The organism is Buchnera aphidicola (Stegophylla sp.), assembly GCF_005080785.1.
Taxonomy (GTDB): Bacteria; Pseudomonadota; Gammaproteobacteria; order Enterobacterales; family Enterobacteriaceae; genus Buchnera_L; species Buchnera_L aphidicola_AQ.
In genome coordinates, this window is the sequence record NZ_CP032998.1 from 328,203 (window position 1) to 351,660 (window position 23,458).

At 25.6% G+C, this 23,458-nt stretch carries 20 protein-coding genes, 2 tRNA genes, 2 rRNA genes and 1 pseudogene; 8 read left to right on the forward strand and 17 right to left on the reverse strand.

The window, feature by feature from the left end:
* Positions 1 to 1,164 precede the first annotated feature (1,164 nt).
* From D9V79_RS01425 to htpG, 5 genes are all read left to right on the forward strand, one after another.
* Positions 1,165 to 2,898, forward strand: coding sequence for an ABC transporter transmembrane domain-containing protein (locus tag D9V79_RS01425; RefSeq protein ID WP_158351976.1), 1,734 nt, complete (start codon positions 1,165 to 1,167; stop codon positions 2,896 to 2,898).
* A 26-nt stretch (positions 2,899 to 2,924) separates the two neighbouring features.
* The gene (locus tag D9V79_RS01430; protein WP_158351978.1) at positions 2,925 to 4,652 is read left to right on the forward strand and encodes a SmdB family multidrug efflux ABC transporter permease/ATP-binding protein; all 1,728 of its coding nucleotides are present in this window, start codon (positions 2,925 to 2,927) and stop codon (positions 4,650 to 4,652) included.
* A gap of 309 nt (positions 4,653 to 4,961) precedes the next feature.
* A complete protein-coding gene (dnaX, locus tag D9V79_RS01435) occupies positions 4,962 to 6,041 on the forward strand; it encodes a DNA polymerase III subunit gamma/tau (protein WP_158351980.1) in 1,080 nt (359 codons plus the stop codon).
* Positions 6,042 to 6,142: 101 nt separating this feature from the next.
* The gene (locus D9V79_RS01440; RefSeq protein ID WP_158351982.1) at positions 6,143 to 6,475 is read left to right on the forward strand and encodes a YbaB/EbfC family nucleoid-associated protein; all 333 of its coding nucleotides are present in this window, start codon (positions 6,143 to 6,145) and stop codon (positions 6,473 to 6,475) included.
* 53 nt (positions 6,476 to 6,528) lie between these two features.
* Positions 6,529 to 8,397, forward strand: coding sequence for a molecular chaperone HtpG (gene htpG / locus D9V79_RS01445; RefSeq protein ID WP_410051752.1), 1,869 nt, complete (start codon positions 6,529 to 6,531; stop codon positions 8,395 to 8,397).
* A gap of 300 nt (positions 8,398 to 8,697) precedes the next feature.
* Here the strand turns inward: htpG and D9V79_RS01450 are convergent.
* A tRNA-Arg gene (locus D9V79_RS01450) sits at positions 8,698 to 8,771 on the reverse strand.
* 89 nt (positions 8,772 to 8,860) lie between these two features.
* Here D9V79_RS01450 and folD point away from each other — a divergent pair.
* Positions 8,861 to 9,723, forward strand: a pseudogene (gene folD, locus D9V79_RS01455) (bifunctional methylenetetrahydrofolate dehydrogenase/methenyltetrahydrofolate cyclohydrolase FolD).
* On the opposite strand, the gene cysS reads toward folD, so the two are convergent.
* The 6 genes from cysS to aroE all read right to left on the reverse strand — a co-directional run bounded on the left by cysS (position 9,720) and on the right by aroE (position 16,243).
* Complete coding sequence (gene cysS / locus D9V79_RS01460) at positions 9,720 to 11,153, reverse strand: cysteine--tRNA ligase (RefSeq protein WP_158351986.1); 1,434 nt, start codon at positions 11,151 to 11,153, stop codon at positions 9,720 to 9,722. The pseudogene folD and the gene cysS sit on opposite strands and share 4 nt — an antisense overlap.
* Positions 11,154 to 11,338: 185 nt before the next feature.
* Positions 11,339 to 11,548, reverse strand: a complete 210-nt coding sequence (gene cspE / locus D9V79_RS01465; protein ID WP_158349571.1) for a transcription antiterminator/RNA stability regulator CspE — start codon at positions 11,546 to 11,548, stop codon at positions 11,339 to 11,341.
* 378 nt (positions 11,549 to 11,926) lie between these two features.
* Positions 11,927 to 12,042: ribosomal RNA gene (gene rrf, locus D9V79_RS01470) — 5S ribosomal RNA — on the reverse strand.
* Positions 12,043 to 12,122: 80 nt separating this feature from the next.
* Positions 12,123 to 15,044: ribosomal RNA gene (locus D9V79_RS01475) — 23S ribosomal RNA — on the reverse strand.
* A 155-nt stretch (positions 15,045 to 15,199) separates the two neighbouring features.
* Positions 15,200 to 15,272, reverse strand: a tRNA-Glu gene (locus D9V79_RS01480).
* Between the two features lie 119 nt (positions 15,273 to 15,391).
* A complete protein-coding gene (gene aroE / locus D9V79_RS01485) occupies positions 15,392 to 16,243 on the reverse strand; it encodes a shikimate dehydrogenase (protein WP_158351988.1) in 852 nt (283 codons plus the stop codon).
* A gap of 189 nt (positions 16,244 to 16,432) precedes the next feature.
* On the opposite strand from aroE, the gene def reads away from it, so the two are divergent.
* Complete coding sequence (gene def, locus D9V79_RS01490) at positions 16,433 to 16,873, forward strand: peptide deformylase (protein WP_158351990.1); 441 nt, start codon at positions 16,433 to 16,435, stop codon at positions 16,871 to 16,873.
* Between the two features lie 26 nt (positions 16,874 to 16,899).
* Complete coding sequence (fmt, locus tag D9V79_RS01495; RefSeq protein WP_158351993.1) at positions 16,900 to 17,856, forward strand: methionyl-tRNA formyltransferase; 957 nt, start codon at positions 16,900 to 16,902, stop codon at positions 17,854 to 17,856.
* A gap of 38 nt (positions 17,857 to 17,894) precedes the next feature.
* Here the strand turns inward: fmt and rplQ are convergent, their stop codons facing one another.
* The 10 genes from rplQ to rpsE all read right to left on the reverse strand — a co-directional run bounded on the left by rplQ (position 17,895) and on the right by rpsE (position 23,457).
* Positions 17,895 to 18,254, reverse strand: coding sequence for a 50S ribosomal protein L17 (rplQ, locus tag D9V79_RS01500; protein WP_158351995.1), 360 nt, complete (start codon positions 18,252 to 18,254; stop codon positions 17,895 to 17,897).
* A gap of 45 nt (positions 18,255 to 18,299) precedes the next feature.
* Positions 18,300 to 19,289 (reverse strand): DNA-directed RNA polymerase subunit alpha, encoded by a 990-nt coding sequence (locus D9V79_RS01505; protein ID WP_158351997.1) that lies wholly within the window; start codon positions 19,287 to 19,289, stop codon positions 18,300 to 18,302.
* A 31-nt stretch (positions 19,290 to 19,320) separates the two neighbouring features.
* The gene (gene rpsD / locus D9V79_RS01510; protein ID WP_158351999.1) at positions 19,321 to 19,941 is read right to left on the reverse strand and encodes a 30S ribosomal protein S4; all 621 of its coding nucleotides are present in this window, start codon (positions 19,939 to 19,941) and stop codon (positions 19,321 to 19,323) included.
* A gap of 26 nt (positions 19,942 to 19,967) precedes the next feature.
* The gene (rpsK, locus tag D9V79_RS01515; RefSeq protein ID WP_158352001.1) at positions 19,968 to 20,357 is read right to left on the reverse strand and encodes a 30S ribosomal protein S11; all 390 of its coding nucleotides are present in this window, start codon (positions 20,355 to 20,357) and stop codon (positions 19,968 to 19,970) included.
* A 20-nt stretch (positions 20,358 to 20,377) separates the two neighbouring features.
* Positions 20,378 to 20,734 carry a 30S ribosomal protein S13 gene (gene rpsM / locus D9V79_RS01520; protein ID WP_158352003.1) on the reverse strand — a complete coding sequence of 119 codons (357 nt, stop codon included), beginning with the start codon at positions 20,732 to 20,734 and terminating at the stop codon, positions 20,378 to 20,380.
* 69 nt (positions 20,735 to 20,803) lie between these two features.
* Entirely contained in the window at positions 20,804 to 20,920 is a 117-nt protein-coding gene (rpmJ, locus tag D9V79_RS01525; RefSeq protein ID WP_158352005.1) for a 50S ribosomal protein L36, read from the reverse strand.
* A 50-nt stretch (positions 20,921 to 20,970) separates the two neighbouring features.
* Positions 20,971 to 22,302, reverse strand: a complete 1,332-nt coding sequence (gene secY / locus D9V79_RS01530; protein WP_158352007.1) for a preprotein translocase subunit SecY — start codon at positions 22,300 to 22,302, stop codon at positions 20,971 to 20,973.
* Between the two features lie 9 nt (positions 22,303 to 22,311).
* The gene (gene rplO / locus D9V79_RS01535; RefSeq protein WP_158352009.1) at positions 22,312 to 22,749 is read right to left on the reverse strand and encodes a 50S ribosomal protein L15; all 438 of its coding nucleotides are present in this window, start codon (positions 22,747 to 22,749) and stop codon (positions 22,312 to 22,314) included.
* Between the two features lie 4 nt (positions 22,750 to 22,753).
* Complete coding sequence (gene rpmD, locus D9V79_RS01540) at positions 22,754 to 22,945, reverse strand: 50S ribosomal protein L30 (protein WP_158352011.1); 192 nt, start codon at positions 22,943 to 22,945, stop codon at positions 22,754 to 22,756.
* A gap of 8 nt (positions 22,946 to 22,953) precedes the next feature.
* Positions 22,954 to 23,457: a 30S ribosomal protein S5 gene (gene rpsE / locus D9V79_RS01545; protein WP_158352013.1), complete on the reverse strand. Its 504-nt coding sequence runs from the start codon at positions 23,455 to 23,457 to the stop codon at positions 22,954 to 22,956.
* Position 23,458: the final 1 nt, after the last annotated feature.

Sequence of the window (23,458 nt, forward strand, 5' to 3'; positions counted from 1 at the left end):
AAATTTTTTTATCAAAATTACTAAATTAAAAAAAAATAATACTTAATATTAAAAAATCAAAATATCTTTATAATATCAAAAATATATATATTATTATAATATTAAAAAATATAATATCATTAGAATTAAAAATAAATTAGATGGAATAAAAATACTCAATAAAATAAAAAACAAAATAAAAATTTTTGATCTGATAAAATATCAGTTATTAAAATATAAAAATATAAATAATATAAAAAGCTCTTTGTGGATACAAAAAAATAATATTCATAAAAATGTTCAAAAAATAAAAATTAATATAACGAATAAAACATCCAATATAATTCAATATCATAATTGTTTTTTATCATTTAACTACTAGAAATAAAAAACAACAACAAAAATAAAATACTATCCTTCAATATTACCAAAATTATCACGTGATTGATCATAATTATCAAAAACAATATATTACAAAACAATATAAATATTTTTATAATAGAAAAAAGATTAAAAAAAATAATTAATTTACAAATAATCAAAAATTTTATATTGTATCAAAAAATATTTTTAAAAATCAAACAATACTATTATCATTAAATAAAAAAAAATACTATCATACTAAATATTATAAAATATCAACCTCAAAAAATAATATATATACAAAAAATTAAAAATTCAATTATTCAATCTATTAAAATAAAAAAACAAAACAAAAAATTCATAATAATAATTCTCAACGTGTACATCAATTACAAAAAAATAATTATTTTTTATCTAAAAAAATCAATTAAATTATAATTTTATTTAAATATATTCTCATAAAAATGAGAAAATAATATATTTTCATTTTTAAATTTTTTAAACCTCACAAAAAAACAATATATATTAATTAAAAAAATAATGAAGATATATTAATTATTAAAATAAAAAAATAGAGTATAACAATATTTTAAACAACAATAAAAAAAACAGTATTCTCAAGACTTAAAAAAAACAAAAATCAAAATGATATGAAAACACTATTAAATAATACCATTTACATTATACTATTAATTTTTTTATATTATAGAATATAAAAATTATATATAAAATAATACATAAATTAAAAATTTTTTTATAACACAAAAATATATTATATCATAATAATATTTTAATTGAAATTAATATAAATTAGGATATTGTGTGAAATTATTTTATCAAATCAATTGGTATTTCATTAAAGAATGGAAAAGATATATCGGATCTACTATCTTACTAATTATTATATCTATTCTTCAACTTTTACCACCCAAATTAGTAGGAATATTAATAGATTCTATTTTAAATAAACAATATAATATCAAATTATATTACTGGATTAGTATAATTATATTAACATCTTTTTCAATATATATTTTAAGATATATATGGAGAATTTTATTATTCGGCGCAGCATACCAATTGGCGGTCGAACTTAGAGTAAAAATATATTCATATTTAAGTAAAAAAAACACAATATTTTATCTTAATCACCGTACTGGTGATCTTATGGCACGAGCAACTAGTGATGTAGATAGAGTAGTATTTGCAGCAGGTGAAGGTGTCTTAACATTAGTAGACTCTTTAATAACAGGATGTTCAGTATTAATCATAATGATTACACAAATTAATTTATTCTTGACAATTGTTGCATTATTACCTATGCCAATTATGGCGATCATTATTACAAAATTTGGAAAACAATTACATTATGCTTTTAAAAAATCACAAGCATCATTTTCTCAATTAAATAATCAAACACAAGAAAGTTTAACAAATATTCATACCATTAAAGGATTTGGTTTAGAACAAAATGAAATGAAAAAATTTAAAACCATTGCTAAATATACTAGTAAAAAACATATACAAGTATCTAAAATAGATGCTAAATTTGATCCAACAATACATAGCGCAATTGTATCATCTAATTTATTAGCTATTACCTTTGGAAGTTTACTAGTTTGGAAAAATATTATTACACTTGGTCAACTAACCAGTTTCATGATGTATCTTGGATTAATGATTTGGCCAACATTAGCATTAGCATGGATGTTTAATATCTTAGAAAGAGGTGGTGCAGCATGGAATAGAATTCAATCTATTATAAATAAAGATTTTTTCATCCCTAATGGAAATCAAACAATTTTAGATAAACATGGAAAATTAATTATTAACATATTAAAATTTAAATTTCCTAATCATAACAAAACTATATTAAAAAATATTTCTATTAAAATCGATTTTAATCAAATTATCGGATTATGTGGACCAACAGGAAGTGGAAAAAGCACTTTATTAAATCTTATTCAAGGTAATTTTAATATTATCAAAGGAGATATTTTATATAATAAATCTTCAATATCTAATTTTAAAAATATTTGTTGGAAAAAAAAAATATCTGTCGTAAATCAAAATACCATTTTATTTTCAAACACTATAAAAAATAATATTACATTAGGTCATCCTAACGCATCACAAAACGATATAGAATATGTCGCAAAATTAGCTAATATACATCAAGATATTATAAATTTTCCTGATGGTTATCATACTCATATAGGTGAAAGAGGTATTATGTTATCAGGAGGACAAAAACAAAGAATTTCTATTGCCAGAGCATTATTATTACAATCAGAAATTTTAATATTAGATGATGCATTATCAGCAATAGATGGTCAAACACAAAACAGAATATTAAAAAATATCAAATATTGGAAAAAAAATAAACACACTATTATTCTTACATCGCATAAATTATCAATATTTAATCAAGTAGATAACATATTCATTTTAGACAATGGATCTATTGTTCAATCTGGAACACATAAAAAATTAATGCAATATAACAATTGGTATAATAAAATGTATAATCAACAAAAATTAATTATAAATTACTAACTTTAATCAATACAAGGAACATAATAATGGCTAATTTCTTTAAAGGTTGGCCAATTCTAAAACGTCTTTTGACTTATGGAATTCGTTGGAAAAAACTATTTTTATTAGCTTTTTTTTTTTTATTGATTGCATCTATATCAGAAATATTAGGACCAGTACTAATAAGTTATTTTTTAAATAACATATTAACACAACATAATTTGAATAAAAAAATAATTTTAATAATTTTTACTACATTTATTATATTACAAAACATATCTATTATTTTAAATTATTTTCAAATGTTAATATTTAATAGAATAGCAATTAAAATTGTAGAAAAAATAAGATCAGAAGTCATGGAATCTGCACTATTACAACCATTACAAAATTTTCATGCACAACCTATTGGTAAAATTACATCAAAAATTACTAATGATACAGAAGCTATTAAAGAATTATATGATACTGTATTAAATACAATATTTCGTAGTCTTTCACTAATATTTATTATGTCTATTACTATGTTAATTATGCAATGGAAAATGGCATTAGTATCTATGACATTATTTCCATTAGTTATCATAGTAATATGTATATATCAATATTATAGCACACCAATATTACGAACTATCCGATCATATTTAGCAAAAATTAATAACGAATTTAACGAAATAATCAATGGAATGTTAATTATACAACAATTTGTACAACAATCAAGATTTAAAAAATCTATCGAAAATACTAGTAAATTAAATTATAATGAAAAAATGAAAATATTAAAAATTGATGGATTGTTGTTAAGACCTTTATTAAACTTATTTTCTTCAATAGTATTATGCGAATTAATAACTTTATTTAGTTTATCGCCTGTAGGTGCTTTTACAGTAGGCATACTATATGCATTTATTAGCTATTTAAATAGATTAAATGAACCTTTAATTTCTATTACCACACAACAATCTATTTTACAACAATCTCTAGTTGCTGGAGAAAGAATTTTTAAACTTATCGATTCAAAAAAACAACAATATGGATATGACCTCAAACCATTAAAAACTGGAAATATACAAATCAGTAATTTAAATTTTTCATATCAAAAAAAATCACCTATTATTTTAAAGAATATTAACTTAAATATTCCTTCAAAAAGTTTTACTGCTTTAATTGGACATACAGGAAGTGGAAAAAGCACTTTAGCAAATTTAATCATGGGTTATTATCCTAAATATCAAGGATCAATTATAATCGACCAACGTCCATTAAAACAATTAAGTTATCATGCCTTAAGAAATGGAATATATATGGTACAACAAGAACCAACAATTTTTACTGGAACCATTTTATCAAATATTACATTGGGTAAAAAAATATCAGAAAAAAAAGTATGGACAATTCTAAAAAAAACAAAATTACATTCTTTTTTTAAATCTATGTCAGATGGACTCAACACAACATTATTGCAATCAAGTCATCATTTATCATCTGGTCAAAAACAATTGATTTCTATTGCCAGAATATTAATATTAAATCCAAAAATCCTAATATTAGATGAAGCAACATCAAATATAGATCCTGAAACAGAACAATCAATACAAAATATCCTATTATCAATAAAAAAATACTCTACTTTAATTATTATTGCACACAGATTATCTACTATTATTAATGCTGATAATATTGTAGTTCTACAACAAGGCAAAATTATTGAACAAGGAAATCATAAAAAATTAATACAAAAAAAAGGAATATATTATGATATGTATCATTCATAAATTTTTTAAAAATAATATTTATATAATTAATATTTATAAAATTGTAAATATCATATAAATGATCATTATAAAAACTAAATTATATATATTCAATATTAACAAATTATAAAATTTAATATTTTAAAAATATAAAAAATATTTAAATATTAAAATACCATTTAATTATATTATAATTAATATAATAATATTTTAAAATATATAATTATAATAATATATTTTTTTTATAAAATAAAACATATTCTATTATTTTATAATAAAAAATTTAAATATTATTATAATACATAACAATAATATAATTTACATAAAAATATGCAATATCAAATACTCGCAAGAAAATGGAGACCTAATTCATTTTCTGAAATTATGGGACAACAATATATATTAACTGCTATAAGAAATAGTTTTCTATTGAATAAAATACATCAATCTTGGATCTTATCAGGAACAAGAGGAACAGGAAAAACAACGTTTGCCAGATTATTAGCTAAAAGTTTAAATTGCAAAACTGGAATTAAGATGCATCCTTGTCAAATATGTACAAATTGTAAAGATATTCAACGAGGATGTTTTCCTGATTTAATAGAAATAGATGCAGCTTCCAAAACTAAAGTTGAAGATATTAAAGAACTATTAGATACAATTCAATACCCACCAAATAAAGGAAAATTTAAAATATACTTAATTGATGAAGTACATATGTTATCCAAGTATAGTTTTAACGCATTACTAAAAAATTTAGAAGAACCACCAAGATATGTAAAATTTATTTTAGCCACAACAGAAATTGAAAAAATACCACAAACTATTATATCTCGATGTATATATTTTCATTTTAAACAATTAACAACTTCTCAAATAACACAACATATATCCAATATTTTGAATAAAGAAAAAATTCATTTTGAAAAAAAAGCAATAAAAATTATTGCTCAAAAATCCCAAGGCAGTATAAGAGATGCACTTAATTTATCTGAACAAGCTATTATCACCAGTAATAAAAATATAACAGAACTAATTATTTTAAACATATTTAATTCTTTAAGTAAAAAACAAACATTAAAAATAATTAAATATTTATTCAAAAAAAATATTTCAAAACTTATGCTATTGTTAAAAAAAATATATCAAAGTAATGTAGAATTAAACACAGTATTAACAGAAATATTAAAAATTTTACATAATATTATTATTTTTAAAAAATGTTTCCACAATAATAATCATATACAATCATCATATCAAAAAAAAATATATAAACTATCTAAAATAATTAATTACCAAGATTTAAAAATGTATTATAATATTGTCATTCAAGGAATTAAAACATTAAAATATGTCCCTAACCCTAAAATCGCAATTGAAATAACTATATTAAATATCTTAAATATATAACAAAAATGTATGTTAATGTTATTTTTTATAATAATATAATATTAAAATTATTATGAAAATGACAATTTTTATATTAATTTCAGTAATAAGGAATAAAAAATATGTTTAACATAAATAATATTCAAGATTTAATTCAAAAAGCACATATGGTACAAGAAGATATACAAAAAATACAAAATAAAATTGACAACATAGAAGTTACAGGAGAATCAGGAGCAGGGATGATAAAAATAACAATCAATGGTGCATATCATTGTAAACATGTAGAAATAAATACACATATTACTCAAGATAAAAAAAAAATGTTAGAAGATTTAATTGCAGCAGCATTTACTGATGCATCCAGACGAATACAAGAAGAAAAGAAAAAAAAAATTAATAATATTGCAAAAAATATTGCATTTCCAAATACAGAAACAAATCCCGTCAAATAATATGAACAAACTACAAAATTTAAAAAATATTTCAATAAGGTATGAATATTATGATCAATAAACAAGAACAACATTCTTTCCAATCCGAAACAAAACAACTATTACATTTAATGATTAATTCTTTATATTCTAACAAAGAAATCTTTATTAGAGAATTAATATCTAATGCATCTGATGCAATTGATAAAATGAAATTTAAATTTTTATCTAATGAAAATTTAAAAAAACAACATCGCAATATGTATATTCGTATATCATTAGATAAAAAAAAAAATACAATCGTTATCTCAGATAACGGTATTGGAATGACAAAACAAGAAATAATCAAAAATCTAGGTACTATCGCTAATTCTGGAACAAAATCATTTTTACAATCTTTAGAAAAAGAAAATAAAAAAAATAGTCAACTAATTGGAAAATTTGGAGTTGGATTTTATTCATCATTTATGGTATCAGAAAAAGTTATTGTAAAAACACGTCATGCAGAAGAATCAAATGAAAAAAATGGTATAATGTGGGAATCCGATGGAAAAGGAAAATATACTCTAACTTCAATAAAAAAAAAAGAATATGGAACAGATATTGAATTATATTTAAAAAAAAAAGAAACTATATTTTTAGAAAACTGGAAAATATGTAATATAATTAAAAAATATTCTGATCATATTTCTATTCCAATAGAAATACAAGAATATGACGAAAAAAATAAAATTTTTTCATGGAAACAAATTAATAAAGCACAAGCATTATGGACAGTTGATAAATCAACAATTACTGACGATCAATATATAAATTTTTATAAACATATAACACAAGATATTAATGATCCTATTATTTGGAGTCATAATAAAATAGAAGGAACACAAGAATATACTATTCTAATATATATTCCAAGTAAATCTAACTTAAATATTTGGAATCGTGATCAAAAAAATGGATTAAAACTATATATTAAAAAAATTTATATTATGGATGATGCAGATCAATTTTTACCAAATTATTTAAGATTTATTAAAGGTATTTTAGACACAAATGATTTACCTTTAAACATCTCAAGAGAAATATTACAAGAAAACAATATTACTAATCAACTAAAAAAATCTATAACAAAAAGAACATTAAAATTAATTAAACAACTAACGAAAAATGAAAAAAAATATAAAATATTTTGGAAAGAATTTGGACTAATTTTAAAAGAAGGAATTGCAGAAGATATACAAAACCAAGAACAAATCGCTGAGTTACTTAGATTTACATCCATACAATCTAATTGTATCGAACAAAATTTATCCTTAAATCAATATATTACCAATATGTCTCAAAATCAAAAAAAAATATATTTTTTAACTTCTGATAGTTATGCTACAGCATATACCAGTCCACATCTAGAAATTTTTAAAAAGAAAAATATCGATGTATTATTATTATCCGACCGAATTGACGAATGGATGATGAATTATTTGACGGAATTTAAAGGTAAAAAATTTCAATCAATAAATAAAATAGATGATGATTTAAATCAAATAATTAATATAAAACCTCAAATAAACCAAAAATCAAAAAAAATGAACGAATTGCTAATTAAAATTCAACAAGTATTAAAAGATAAAATTAAAACAGTACAATTCAGCTATCGATTAATTGATACTCCTGCTATATTACTTGTCGAAAAAGACACCATGAGTACTCAAATGTCTAAACTATTTATGGCAGCAGGTCAAAATATTCCTAATATAAAATATATATTAGAAATTAATCCCAATCATAAGTTAATCCAAAAAATTGCTGATATAAAAAATGATGAAACTATTAATATTTGGATTAATATCTTATTTGAAGAAGCATTATTATCAGAACGAGGATCATTAGATAATCCTAATGATTTTATTAAAAAAATAAATACAATTCTTCTGAATTCATAAAAAATAACACAAAATACAACTATTATTTTTATCTTATATCACTCAAACAAATACATAATATAATAGCAATATACAAGTATTATCATATTATATACATGAATAAAAAATAAAAATACTATTAAAATATTATATAAGAAATTATATTAATATAAAAATAAAAAATTTTTTTATTTTAAATATTCAATAAATAATATATATAATATTAAAAATTAAATAAAACTATTTAATATAAATTTAAAATAAAAATTTAAACACTATATATAATTCATAGTAATAAAATATAATAATTTTTGAAAAAAATACGCCCTATAGGATTTGAACCTATGACCTACGGCTTAGAAGGCCGTTGCTCTATCCAACTGAGCTAAGGGCGCATATTAAAATAACTATATTATTATAAAATACTATATTATAGTATACTATTTTATGAAAATATACCAATAAAATTATCTCAAGGCAAAACATGTACACAAGAATTCTTGATGGATCAATTATTGCATCAAAAATAATTAAAAAAATAAAAAAAAAAGTCACAAAAGAAATTAAACTGAAAAATCGAATTCCAGGTTTAGCAGTTATTTGGATGGGTAATCAAAAACCTTCACAATTATATGTCAAAAAAAAAAAAAAGTTTGTAAAGAAATAGGTTTTATGTCACAAGAATGGCATTTAAATAATTTTGAAAAAGAAAGTAAAATTATTAATATTATTCATACCATAAATAATGACACCAATATAGATGGTATATTAATACAATTTCCATTACCAAAACATATAAATATTAATAAAATTATACAACACATTAAACCAAGTAAAGATGTTGATGGATTACATCCGTATAATATTGGTTGTTTACTACAACAAACACCAAAATTAAGACCGTGTACTTCTAGAGGTATAATAACACTGTTAAGAAAATATAAAATTAAAATAAATAATTTCAACGTTGTCATAATTGGAACATCTAATATTGTTGGAAAACCTATGTTATTAGAATTACTATTATATAATTGTACAGTTACTATAACTCATCAATTTACTAAAAACTTAAAACAACATTTAAAAACAGCTGATTTAATTATTATTGCTATTGGTAAACCTAACTTTTTAAATGGAAAACATATTAAACCTGGAGTAATCATTATTGATATTGGTATTAATAAATTATATAATAATATGATTATAGGAGATGTTAACTTTCGTTCTTGTCTTAATAAAGCATCATATATAACCCCTGTTCCTGGAGGAGTAGGACCAATGACTATATCTAGTTTATTACAAAATACATTAGAAGCATATCATAAAAAATATCAATATGACAATTAAAAATATCTATTTTTCCATAATGTACCATCCTTAGTATCTTGGAAAATAACATTTAATGCATACAATTTATCACGTAATTTATCAGCTTTTTCCCATAATTTATATTTTCTTGCAATATTACGCTTTCTAATTATATCTATAATATAATTATCATGTTGCTGTAAACTATACGATGTACAAAAAAAATGACATTGATTTAAAAAATTAATAGGATCTTGATCTAATAAACCAATAATATTAGCTAAATATTTTAGCTGATATGCTAATTGATTAGCTAAAATAACATTATCATATTTTAAATAAAACTGTATTTTTCTTTCCAATTGAAATAATATTGATAATGCTTTTGGAATATTAAAATCATCATTTAAAGCACTATAAAAACAAATAGAAAACTTATTATTATATTGATACAATATATTTGTTGTTAATACTTTATCTTTTAACATACTAGTATACAAAATAAAATATAATTTAATTAAAGCATTTTTTGATTTTTCTAAATTCTCTTGAGAATAATATAAAGGACTTCTATAATGTGTAGATAAAAAAAAATAACGAACTACTTCAGAATTATATATTTTTAAAATTTTTTTTAAAATAAGAGCATTATTTAATGATTTTGACATTTTTTTATTTTTTACTAATAACATCCCAACATGAATCCAGAAATGTCCATATTGAGTATTATGAAAACAAATAGATTGAGCTCTTTCATTTTCATGATGAGGAAATAAAAGATCTATACCTCCTCCATGAATATCAATATTATTTAAAAAATAATCATAATTAATTGCAGAACATTCAATATGCCATCCTGGTCTTCCATACCCCCAAGGAGATTTCCAACATGGATCATCTAAACAAACTTGTTTCTTCCATAAGATAAAGTCTTTACGATCACGTTTAATATTAGATAAATCAATGTTATTAAAATACTTCAATTTTTTTAATGATTGGTTTGAAAATGAACCATAATTTAAATAACTAGAAATAGAAAAAACAACATCCCCATTTTTAGCAATATAAGCATGTTTATTTTTTAAAAGTTTTTCTATCATATAAATGATAGTATTAATATGATTAGTAGCACGAGGTTGATATTGAGGTAATGTAATGCCTAATTTTTTAAAATCATACAACATATTTGAAATCATACGTTGCGTCAAAGAATATATATTTTCTTTATTTATTCTTGATTTTTGAATAATTTTATCATCAATATCAGTAATATTTCGAACATATTTTACTTTATATTGACAATGTTTAAAATATTTTAGTATCACATCAAAAATAGTAAATGTACGTCCATGACCTATATGACAAGAATCATATACAGTAATACCACATACATACATATTGATTTTTTTTGAACACACAGAAAAAAAAAAATCTTTTTTTCTAGTTAACGTATTAAAAATTTTTAACATTATATACTCTATAATATGAAAAAAAATATTAAATATAGATATAAATATTTAAAATAATTCCAATTTTATCTAAAATATAAAAAATATTAAAAAATATTTATTTATGCCACAGAACGATACTAAAATAATCGAACTGTGGAAAAAAGTTTATTTAAAATTTTTTAAAATTTATTTATTTATATAAATTATAAGCTAACCACATTAGCTGCTGATGGGCCCTTAGCACCTTCAGTAATCTCAAATTCAACACTTTGACCTTCTGATAAAGTCTTAAAACCATTACTCTGTATAGCTGAAAAATGCACAAAAACATCTTTACTACCATCTTCTGGAGTAATAAATCCAAACCCTTTTGATTCATTAAACCACTTCACATTCCCTTTAATCTTGGACATCTCTGTACTTCAACCTTGAAAAAATAAAAAAAATAATAAAAAACTAATTTTTATATATAAAAATGTATTAAAAAATTCAATACAAAATTATAGTAAAATACAATTACTATTATAATAATGAAGATATTTTAAAATAAAATATATAAATAAAAATAAATAATATTAATTACGAATTCATACTATATCATAAAAAAAATTATAACCTTTTACTGTAATCAGTATACAATATTCACATTTACCAATATTAATGAATAATATAATTCTATAATTCTATAATTTTATAATTTTATAATTTTATAATTTTATAATTTTATAATTTTATAATTTTATAATTTTATAATTTTATAATTCTATAAAAAATAAAATAATACTTCAATATCCTGATAATGTCCTACTCTCACACAGGGAAACCCTGTACTACCATCGGCGTTATAATGTTTCACTTCTGAGTTCGGTATGGGATCAGGTGGTACCATTACACTATAGTCATCAGGATATTAAAAATTATATCTTCAACTTATTTTTACTAATAATTTTAAAAATATAAAATTAATAAAAACAACTCTGGTGTTGTAAGATTAAGCCTCTCGGGTCATTAGTACTGGTTAGCTCAACATATCACTATGCTTACACATCCAGCCTATCAACGTTGTAGTCTTCAACGTCCCTTCAGTAAACTTTCGTCTCAGGGAAGACTAATCTTGGGGTAAGCTTCGTGCTTAGATGCTTTCAGCGCTTATCTTTTCCGCATATAGCTACCGGGCAATGCCATTGGCATGACAACCCGAACACCAGTGATGCGTCCACTTCGGTCCTCTCGTACTAGAAGTAGCTCCCCTCAATCTTCCTACGCCCACGGCAGATAGGGACCGAACTGTCTCACGACGTTCTAAACCCAGCTCGCGTACCACTTTAAATGGCGAACAGCCATACCCTTGGGACCTGCTTCAGCCCCAGGATGTGATGAGCCGACATCGAGGTGCCAAACACCGCCGTCGATATGAACTCTTGGGCGATATTAGCCTGTTATCCCCGGAGTACCTTTTATTTGTTGAGCGATGGCCCTTCCATACAGAACCACCGGATCACTAAGACCTGCTTTCGCATCTGCTCGCGTCATCACGCTCACAGTTAAACTGGCTTATGCCTTTGCACTAACCTCACGATTTCCGACCGTGATTAGCCAATCTTTGTACTCCTCCGTTACTCTTTAGGAGGAGACCGCCCCAGTCAAACTACCCACCAGACACTGTCTCTATTCCGGATTACGGAATCAGGTTAGAATACTAAATTTCAAAGGGTGGTATTTCAAGGACAACTCCATTAAGCCTTACGACTTAACTTCTTAGTCTCCCACCTATCCTACACATCAAAAATCAATATTCAATATCAAGCTATAGTAAAGGTTCACGGGGTCTTTCCGTCTTGCCGCGGGTATACTGCATCTTCACAGCAATTTCAATTTCACTGAGTCCCAGGTGGAGACAGCCTAGCCATCATTACGCCATTCGTGCAGGTCGGAACTTACCCGACAAGGAATTTCGCTACCTTAGGACCGTTATAGTTACGGCCGCCGTTTACCGGGGCTTCAATCCAGAGCTTCAAGTTTCCTTTAACTCCTTTAATTAACCTTCCGGCACCGGGCAGGCGTCACACCGTATACTTCCATTTTCATGTTTGCACAGTGCTGTGTTTTTAATAAACAGTTGCAGCTAGCTGGTATCTTCGACTAATTTCAGCTCAAAAAGTAAATTTCATCACTTACAATTAGCATGCCTTCTCCCGAAGTTACGGCATCATTTTGCCTAGTTCCTTCACCTGGGTTCTCTCAAGCGCCTTAGTATTCTCTACTTAACCACCTGTGTCGGTTTTGGGTACGATTTAATGCTACCTCTTGCTTAGAGAATTTTCTTGGAAGCATGGTATTAATTACTTCATTACCGTAGTAATTCGTCATCACGTCTTAATCTTAAGAATAATCGGATTTTCCTAACTATTCAATCTACACGCTTAAACCAGGACAACCAAACGCCTGGATAATCTAACCTTCTCCGTCCTCCCTTCGCAGTAACATTAAGCACAGGAATATTAACCTGTTTACCATCGATTACGCCTTTCGGCCTCACCTTAGGAATCGGCTTACCCTGCCCCGATTATCGTTGGACAGGAAACCTTGGTTTTTCGGCGAACAGGTTTTTCACCTGTTTTATCGTTACTCATGTCAGCATTCGCACTTCTGATACCTCCAAAGTATTTCACAATACTTCTTCAACAGCTTACAGAACGCTCCTCTACCCAATAAAAAAAAAGAAATTATTTTATATTGTCACAGCTTCGGTATATAGTTTTAGCCCCGTTACATCTTCCGCGCAGGCCGACTTGACCAGTGAGCTATTACGCTTTCTTTAAATGATGGCTGCTTCTAAGCCAACATCCTGGTTGTCTATGACTTCCCACATCGTTTCCCACTTAACTATAATTTTGGGACCTTAGCTGGTGATCTGGGTTGTTTCCCTTTCCACAACGAACGTTAGCACCCGCTGTGTGTCTCCCGTGATAACATTTTTCAGTATTCGGAGTTTGCATCGGATTGGTAAGTCGGTATGACCCCCTAACCGAAACAGTGCTCTACCCCTGAAGATGAATTCACGAGGCGCTACCTAAATAGCTTTCGAGGAGAACCAGCTATCTCCCGGTTTGATTGGCCTTTCACCCCTAACCACAGGTCATCCGCTGATTTTTCAACATCAGTCGGTTCGGTCCTCCAATTAGTTTTACCTAACCTTCAACCTGCCCATAGCTAGATCACCGGGTTTCGGGTCTGTACCTTGAAACTATAGCCCATTTCAGACTCGGTTTCCCTACGGCTCCCCTATATTGGTTAACCTTGCTACAAAGTACAAGTCGCTGACCCATTATACAAAAGGTACGCAGTCACCTGATAAATTAGGCTCCTACTGATTGTACGTATACGGTTTCAGGATCTATTTCACTCCCCTAACCGGGGTTCTTTTCGCCTTTCCCTTACGGTACTAGTTCACTATCGGTCAATCAGGAGTATTTAGCCTTGGAGGATGGTCCCCCCATCTTCAAACAAGATTTCTCGTGTCCCGTTTTACTTTTTGAGTCCACTAATATTATTTTTTTCGTATACTGGGCTATCACCATGTTTCGCTATTTTTTCCAAAATATTCTACTAAAAATAAAAAAGATTATAACTCTAGGCTTTTCCCTTTTCGCTCGCCACTACTAAGGGAATCTCAATTGATTTCTTTTCCTCAAGATACTTAGATGTTTCAATTCTCTTGGTTAGCTTTGCCAATCTATTTATTTAATTGACAATGACATATTATTTCTAATACATCGGGTTTCCCCATTCGGACACCACCGGTTAATAACGTTTCTTATCAACTCACCGATGATTTTCGCAGATTAGCACGTCCTTCATCGCCTCTGATTGCCAAGGCATCCACCATATACGCTTAATTACTTAACCTTACAACCCACAGGTGTTTTTATTAATTTATATTGTAAAAGAACATATGAAAAAATTCATACTAATACAAACTAAAAACTATAAAACATAATAACACATTATTGAATTAAAGTATAAAACTTTATATATAAAAATTTAAATATTAATTATTTTCGCGTCCCCTAGGGGATTTGAACCCCTGTTGCCGCCATGAAAGGGCGATGTCCTAGACCTCTAGACGAAGGGGACAAAAATAATAAAATATTATTTTAATATACAAATAATAAAATATATAAATTCAATAATTACAATTTATAATTGTTACAGAATACTATAAAAAAGTCAAGTTTTTTATATTATAAATTATTTTATTTTTTTATTCTATATGTCTTATTTCGATTTAAAAAATTAATTACTAACTCAATATTAGGTAATATACGATTCCAACAATAAAAAGAATATGCTGCTTGACTAACTAACATACCAATACCATCAGAATAACATCTTGCTCCTAAATTTTTACACCATTTTAAAAAAAACGTCAAATCATCACTATAACAAATATCATAAAAACTTGTTTTATTAGAATCAAACGACATAGAAGGAATAAAAAAATCATCATTTTTATGAGTAACAAAAGAAGTTGTATGAATTACTAAATTATATCTCACTCTATTGAGTTGGCATAATTCAATAACCTTAATAAATCCTAAATGTTGAAAACATGATACGATATTATTAGCATTTTCTACTGTACGATTTAAAACATAAACAAAACAATTGGAATATAATAAATACGGTATAATTCCTCTAGCCGCCCCACCAGAACCAATAACAAGAATATGAAACCCTGCATTGATATAATTTAATCTCCTCAAATCATACAACAATCCAATACCATCCGTATTATCACCTAAAATTTGTTTATTTTCCATCATTTTTAGTGTATTGACTGCACCAGAAATATAAGCTCTTTTTGTCAATAAATGAGCAAAATTATATGCTTTTTTTTTAAAAGGAACTGTAATATTAGCTCCTAAACCTCGAGACTTAAAAAAAATATCAATAACTTTATAAAAACTATTATTCTCAACGTTTTGAATATTATAACAAAAATCTAAATTTACCTGTTGAGCAAATAAATGATAAATTATTGGCGACTTAGAATGCTGTACAGGATTACCAAAAAGTACATAATTACCTTTCTGAAGATAAATCATATTAAATATTCCAAAATATAATAATTTTATAATTACCATCAATAAAAAATAAATTAAAATAATAAATAAATATTCTATTCATAAAATATCACCATTTTAAAATTATTATATGATTAAACTATATAAAATATTTAATATATTATCTGAAGAAAAATTATAATATATAAAACACTTTAACATTTAAAAAATATGTCCATTTTAAAAATACTAAAATACCCAGATAAAAGATTAAGACGAATAGCACAACCCGTAAATAAAATCAATAAAAAAATACAAAATATTATTAATAATATGTTTGAAACTATGTATAAACACCAAGGTATTGGATTAGCAGCAACACAAGTCAATATCAATTTAAAGATTATAGTTATTGATAAAATTCATCCATACAATGATCAATTAGTTTTGATTAACCCCAAAATAATCTATACATACGATACAACCAGTACAATAGAAGGATGTTTATCACTTCCAGGCATAAATAAAAAAATTATTCGATCAAAAATAATTAAAATTCAAGCATTAAATTATTATGGAAAAAAAATTACCTTACAAGCTGAATCATTATTATCCATTTGTATACAACACGAAATAGATCATTTAACAGGAAAATTATTAATAGATTACTAAAATATTTCTATTTAAAGGAAAAAATTATGTCCCATAAATATCATCACGAAAAACCATTAAAAATAATTTTTGCAGGAACAATGGACTTTTCTGCACATTATTTAAATCTATTATTACTTTCACATCATACAGTATCAGTCATATTAACAAAAAAAAAAACAAAAAACAATATATCACCCATACAAATATTATCCAACAATTATAATATACCAATACTAACACCTAAATCATTAAAAAAAAAAAAAATATTAAAAAAAATTAGAAAAATAATATCCAATATCATTATTGTGATTGCATACGGAATTATTATACCAAAAGATATATTAAATATATTCCCAAAACAATTTATTAATATACATACTTCATTACTTCCCCAATTAAGGGGAGCAGCTCCTATACAATGGTCCATATTGAATGGAGACCACAAAACAGGAATTACAATAATACAAATGGACAAACAAATAGATACAGGAAAAATATTATACCAAAAACCATATAATATTAAAAAAAATGAAACAATAACCAGTTTAACAAAAAAATTATCTAATATCGGTATACAAAAAATATTAAATATCATTAATAATATACATAATAAAAAATATATACCTCAAGAACAAAATCATAAACACACAACGTATGCAATAAAAACCACAAAAAAAATGGCTGAAATAAACTTTTTTATAAGCGCAAAAAATATAGAAAAAATGATACGCTCTTTAAACCCTAATCCAGGAACATATATTACAATTAAAAATAAAAACATTAAAATCTTAGAAGTAAAAATTTTAAAAAACAAAAAAAAATATCAAATTGGCGAAATTATTAAAATCAATAATAAAGGAATTCAAATACAAACAATCAAAAATATAATAAATATTACAAAAATCCAAATACCAGGAAAAAAAATTATACAAGTATCCGAATTTATTAACTCCCACCAAAAAATATTTTTTAAAAAAAAAATTTTAAACAATAAAAAATAAACATAAAAATAAAATTAAAAAAATATCAATTTGAATATTTATCCACGATGAGTTAACCGAATATAAGCCATAGGAGCTTGATCACCCGTTCGAAATCCACATTTTAAAATTTGTGTATAACCTCCAGGACGATCTACAAAATATGGACCAATATTACTAAATAACTTATGTACAATCACTTTATTACGAATTTGAGAAAACACCAATCTCCTATTACTTACATTATCCACTTTAGACACAGTAATTAACGGTTCAACAATCATACGTAATTCTTTAGCCTTAGGTAAAGTGGTCTGAATAATTTCATATTGTAATAATGAACATACCATATTACTAAACATCGATCTCAAATGACTGGAATTACGGTTTAAACAACGTCCACTTTTTCTATGTCTCATAAATACCCTTATATCAAATATATCAAGATATTAAATAAACAAGTTTTATTTTTTAGTAATACTTTTAGGCGGCCAATTTTTCAATTTCATGCCTAAAGACAATCCTCTCGAAGATAATATATCTTTAATTTCCGCTAAAGACTTTTTACCTAAATTTGGTGTTCTTAACAACTCTATTTCAGTTTTTTGCACTAAATCACCAATATAACGAACAGACTCTGCCTTTAAGCAATTAGCTGAACGCACTGTCAATTCTAAATCATCCACTAATCTTAACAAAATTGGTTCAAACTCTGATGACTTGTCTGCCGATTCCACATTTGAAGAGATACATAAATCGACAAATGATTGTAACTGATCTGTTAATATTGTTGCAGAATAACGAATCGCTTCTTCAGGATCAATTGTTCCATTAGTATCTAATTCAATAATTAATCGATCTAAATCAATACGATTTTCGACTCTAATAGATTCAACAGAATATGAAACACGTTCTATAGGACTATAACAAGCATCTAATAGCATATATCCAAGATTTCTACTTTTATGACTCCGTTTAACTCGAGATGTTGCAGGAACATATCCAATACCATATTCAACTTTTATACTCATAACAATAGATGATGTTTCATGCGTTAAATGACAAATAATTTGATTTGAATTAACAATTTCAACATTCTCATCGTAAATAATATCAGATGCAAAAACTGGACCACGCCCTTTTTTAACTAATTTTAACATCACTGTCTCTTGGCCATATACTCTAATTGCTAAAGATTTTAAATTTAACAATATTTGTAAAATATCTTCTTGTACACCTTCTTTAGAACTATATTCATGTAATATACCATCAATAAATACCTCAGTAATCGCATAACCTGGCATAGAAGAAAGTAAAATTCTTCGTAATGCATTCCCAAGAGTATAACCAAAACCTTTCTCTAAAGGTTCTAAAACAACTTTCATATTAGTAGCACTAATTTGTTGAATATCTACTATACGAGGTTTTAAAAATTTTTTTAAAAAAATATTCATTTAAACGCTCTCTAATTAATTGTACTATAATCTATTTAGAATATAATTCAATAATAAGATGTTCATTAATTTCTGAGGATAACTCAGATCGATCAGGATAACGATAAAATATACCTTCCATGTTTTTACTATCCACTTTTATCCAATTAAATTGTTCTCGTGTTTGAGATAATGATAAAGAATAATGAATTCTTTTTTTATTTTTAAATTTTTCTCTAACTTTTACACAATCATTCGGTAATAAACGATATGAAGCAATATTTACGATACGATCATTTACCATAATAAACTTATGATTAATTAATTGTCTAGACTCATAACGTGTTGCACCAAAACCCAAACGATAAACTACATTATCTAACCGACTTTCTAATAATACTAATAAATTTTCTCCAGTATTACCTTTTAATTTAGAAGCTAATTTATAATAATTTCTAAATTGACGCTCTAAAATTCCATATAAACGACGCACTTTTTGCTTCTCTCTTAATTGAATACCATATTCAGATAATCTATTTCTACGAAAACCATGTTGTCCAGGTAATTGATTTAGTTTACACTTTGTTTCAATAGTACGATGACCAGATTTTAAAAATAAATCTATATTTTCACGACGACTCAATTTTAACTTCGGGCCTAAATATTTTGCCATATATTATCTCTCACAAATGATTTAAATTAAACACGACGCCTTTTAGGAGGACGACATCCATTATGCGGAATAGGAGTAATATCTATAATATTCGTAATACGAAAACCAGCAGTATGTAATGCACGAATTGTAGATTCTCGGCCTGGTCCAGGTCCTTTGACCATAACTTCTAAATTTTTAATTCCATAATCTTTAACAAAATTAATACATCTTTCAGTCGCTACTTGTGCTGCAAAAGGTGTAGATTTTCTTGAACCACGAAAACCAGATCCTCCGGATGTAGCCCAACCTAAAGCATTACCATAACGATCTGTAATAGTCACTATAGTATTATTAAAAGATGCATGAATATAAGCAATACCATCTAAAATTTGTTTTTTGATACGTTTTTTAAAACGTGAAGAAGATTTTTTCATAATTAAAATTCTCTATAAAATTATTTTTTTATTAGCTTTCTAGGACCTTTTCTAGTCCGAGCATTTGTTTTAGTTCTTTGTCCTCGAACAGGTAAACTTCTACGATGTCTTAAACCTCGATAACAACCTAAATCCATTAATCGTTTAATATTTAATGTTATTTCCCTTCTTAAATCTCCTTCTACAACAAATTTTATAATAGCATCTCGTATTAAATCTAATTGTTGTTCACTCAATTCGCCAATTTTAGTTTTTTCTAATATACCACAATTCATACAAATACTCTTAGATCGTGTTCTACCTATTCCATATATTAATCTTAATGCAATAACAGTATGTTTATGATCGGGAATATTTATTCCTGAAATACGAACCATAAAATATACACCTCCATAATAATTATAATAAAAATTACTTATTATAATATAAAAAGTATAAATTATTAATTACCCTTGACGTTGTTTATGTTTAGGATAATTTTTACAAATAACACGAACAATATTATTTCTCTTTACAATTTTACAACTACGACACAATTTTTTAACCGATGTTCTAACTTTCATAATTTTACCATATATTAAACTACATTTATCACATTATCATCAATATAATTTTAAAATTTTAAATTACTAACATTCAAATTAGATTTTTTTAAAATTGAATTATATTGTTTTGACATAATTAAAGTTTGTACTTGTGTAATAAAATCCATAATAACAACTGTTACAATTAATAATGTAGTACCTCCAAAATAAAATGGAACATGCATAAAAAATCTCATACAATCAGGAAGAAGACAAATACATAACATATATAAAGAACCAATAAAAGTTAATTTAAGTACTATATTACTAATATATTTCGAAGTTTGTTCTCCAGGGCGAACACCTAAAATAAAAGCTCCAGATTTTTTTAAATATTCAGAAGTTTCACGAGCATTAAACGATAAATGAGAGTAAAAAAAACAAAAGAAAACAATCAAAAAAGAATAAATTATCATATATAATACATTACCGGGTTGTAAATATGAAAGTAATTTAATTAATACAAAACATTTATAACTTGTACCTATCCATAATAAAATAGTCATAGGAAACACAATAACACTAGAAGCAAAAATAGCCGGTATTACACCAGACATATTTATTTTTAATGGTAAATAAGTATTCTGAACAGAATACATTTTTTGTACTTTATGTTGATGCACATAATTCAAAATAATTTTCCGATGACTTCTTTCCATAATAACAACTAAAAAAATAACAAAAAAAATAACTAATGGAATTACCAACAACAACAACAAACTTAATTCACCACTATATATTTTATTAATAGTATTTTCAATAACCATAGGTAAACTAGATATAATACCAATAAAAATAATAACTGAAACCCCATTGCCAATACCAAATTCAGTAATTAATTCACCCAACCACATTAATATCATCGTTCCAGTTAATAAACTCATTGAAGCAATAATATAAAAACATAAATTAGGATTCATTACTAATCCTTGCATACCGGGTATATTAGGTAATGTACTACTAATACCAATAGATTGTAATATACATAAAAAACAAGTCAAATATCTAGTATATTGAGCAATTTTATATTTTCCTAATTCACCATCTTTTTGAATATCCGATAATCGTGAATTTAATAATATTAACAATTGCATAATAATTGATGATGAAATATAAGGCATTATTCCCAAAGAAAATATAGAAGCCCGGCTTAATGCGCCGCCAGAAAACATATTAAATATATCAACAGCAGTACCTTTTTGATCATAAAATGCATTCTCTAAAACAGTATTATCAATTCCAGGAATAGGAATAAAAGAACCAATTCTAAAAATTACTATTGAAAAAATTAAAAAAAAAATCCGATTTTTTAATTCTATTATATTATTATTATAAAAAAATTTTTTTTTTTGTTTCAACATTTATGTTAATTAATCCTCAATTTTACCGCCTAAAGATTGAAGAACAGAATAAGCACCTTTTGTAACTTTTAATCCCTGAATCACAAACGATGTTTTATCTAACAATCCGGAACAAATAATTTTTACATATTTAACATTTTTTTTAATAACATGAAATTTTTTTAAAACATGTATATTAATATGATTTACAGAGATATTTTGTAACTCAGATAACCTAACTTCGTCAGTAACTATTTTTTTTTGAGAGACAAAACCAAATTTTGGGATACGACGATAAAAAGGAGTCTGACCACCTTCAAATCCTCGTCTAATACTCGCACCTGATCTCGATTTTTGACCTTTATGACCACGACCAGATGTTTTACCAAGACCAGAACCTATACCTCGACCAACTCTTACCTTAAATTTTCGTGAACCTACATTAGGTTTCAAAGTATTTAAATACAATTTATTATCCCTCCTGTATATGTACTATATGAGAAATTTTATTTACCATACCTCGAATAGAAGGACTATCTTCTCGTTCCACAACATCACCAATATGACGTAATCCTAAACCCAATAAAGTACGTCTATGTTTTTTTAAACATCCTATTTTACTTTTTACCTGAATAATTTTTATTTTTTTTGTATTAATAATCATAAAATATATTAACCACCAATAATTTCAAAAATTGATTTATTTCTTTTTTTTGCAATCATTTTCGGAGATTTCATATTTTTTAAACCCTTCATAGTTGCTCTAACAATATTAATAGGATTCGTAGAACCATAAGCTTTCGCTAGAACATTTTGTATACCTACCACTTCTAAAACCGCTCTCATAGCTCCTCCCGCAATAATACCTGTCCCTTTTGAAGCAGGTTTCATAAAAATACTCGAACCAGTATGTACACCTTTAACAACATGCTGTAAAGTACCATTATAAATTTTAATTATAATCATATTTCGACGCGCTTGATCCATAGCTTTTTGAATTGCTGCAGGTACTTCACGAGCTTTACCATAACCAAACCCTACTTTCCCTTTTTGATCACCAACTACTGTTAACGCAGTAAACGAAAAAATTCTACCACCTTTTACTGTTTTTGAAACTCGATTAACTGTAATTAATTTTTCTTTTAAATCATTATACATACTTTCCAACTTGACCATA

Excerpts from the sequence above, each read along its gene's own strand:
- rpsK (WP_158352001.1), bottom strand. The coding sequence starts at position 20,357 with ATGAAAAAATCTTCTTCACGTTTTAAAAAACGTATCAAAAAACAAATT.
- D9V79_RS01430 (WP_158351978.1), top strand. The coding sequence starts at position 2,925 with ATGGCTAATTTCTTTAAAGGTTGGCCAATTCTAAAACGTCTTTTGACT.
- rpsD (WP_158351999.1), bottom strand. The coding sequence starts at position 19,941 with ATGGCAAAATATTTAGGCCCGAAGTTAAAATTGAGTCGTCGTGAAAAT.
- D9V79_RS01440 (WP_158351982.1), top strand. The coding sequence starts at position 6,143 with ATGTTTAACATAAATAATATTCAAGATTTAATTCAAAAAGCACATATG.
- fmt (WP_158351993.1), top strand. The coding sequence starts at position 16,900 with ATGTCCCATAAATATCATCACGAAAAACCATTAAAAATAATTTTTGCA.
- aroE (WP_158351988.1), bottom strand. The coding sequence starts at position 16,243 with ATGATTTATCTTCAGAAAGGTAATTATGTACTTTTTGGTAATCCTGTA.
- rpsM (WP_158352003.1), bottom strand. The coding sequence starts at position 20,734 with ATGGTTCGTATTTCAGGAATAAATATTCCCGATCATAAACATACTGTT.
- D9V79_RS01505 (WP_158351997.1), bottom strand. The coding sequence starts at position 19,289 with ATGAATATTTTTTTAAAAAAATTTTTAAAACCTCGTATAGTAGATATT.
- cspE (WP_158349571.1), bottom strand. The coding sequence starts at position 11,548 with ATGTCCAAGATTAAAGGGAATGTGAAGTGGTTTAATGAATCAAAAGGG.
- rpsE (WP_158352013.1), bottom strand. The coding sequence starts at position 23,457 with ATGGTCAAGTTGGAAAGTATGTATAATGATTTAAAAGAAAAATTAATT.
- rplQ (WP_158351995.1), bottom strand. The coding sequence starts at position 18,254 with ATGAGACATAGAAAAAGTGGACGTTGTTTAAACCGTAATTCCAGTCAT.
- secY (WP_158352007.1), bottom strand. The coding sequence starts at position 22,302 with ATGTTGAAACAAAAAAAAAAATTTTTTTATAATAATAATATAATAGAA.
- def (WP_158351990.1), top strand. The coding sequence starts at position 16,433 with ATGTCCATTTTAAAAATACTAAAATACCCAGATAAAAGATTAAGACGA.
- rpmD (WP_158352011.1), bottom strand. The coding sequence starts at position 22,945 with ATGATTATTAATACAAAAAAAATAAAAATTATTCAGGTAAAAAGTAAA.
- dnaX (WP_158351980.1), top strand. The coding sequence starts at position 4,962 with ATGCAATATCAAATACTCGCAAGAAAATGGAGACCTAATTCATTTTCT.
- cysS (WP_158351986.1), bottom strand. The coding sequence starts at position 11,153 with ATGTTAAAAATTTTTAATACGTTAACTAGAAAAAAAGATTTTTTTTTT.
- rpmJ (WP_158352005.1), bottom strand. The coding sequence starts at position 20,920 with ATGAAAGTTAGAACATCGGTTAAAAAATTGTGTCGTAGTTGTAAAATT.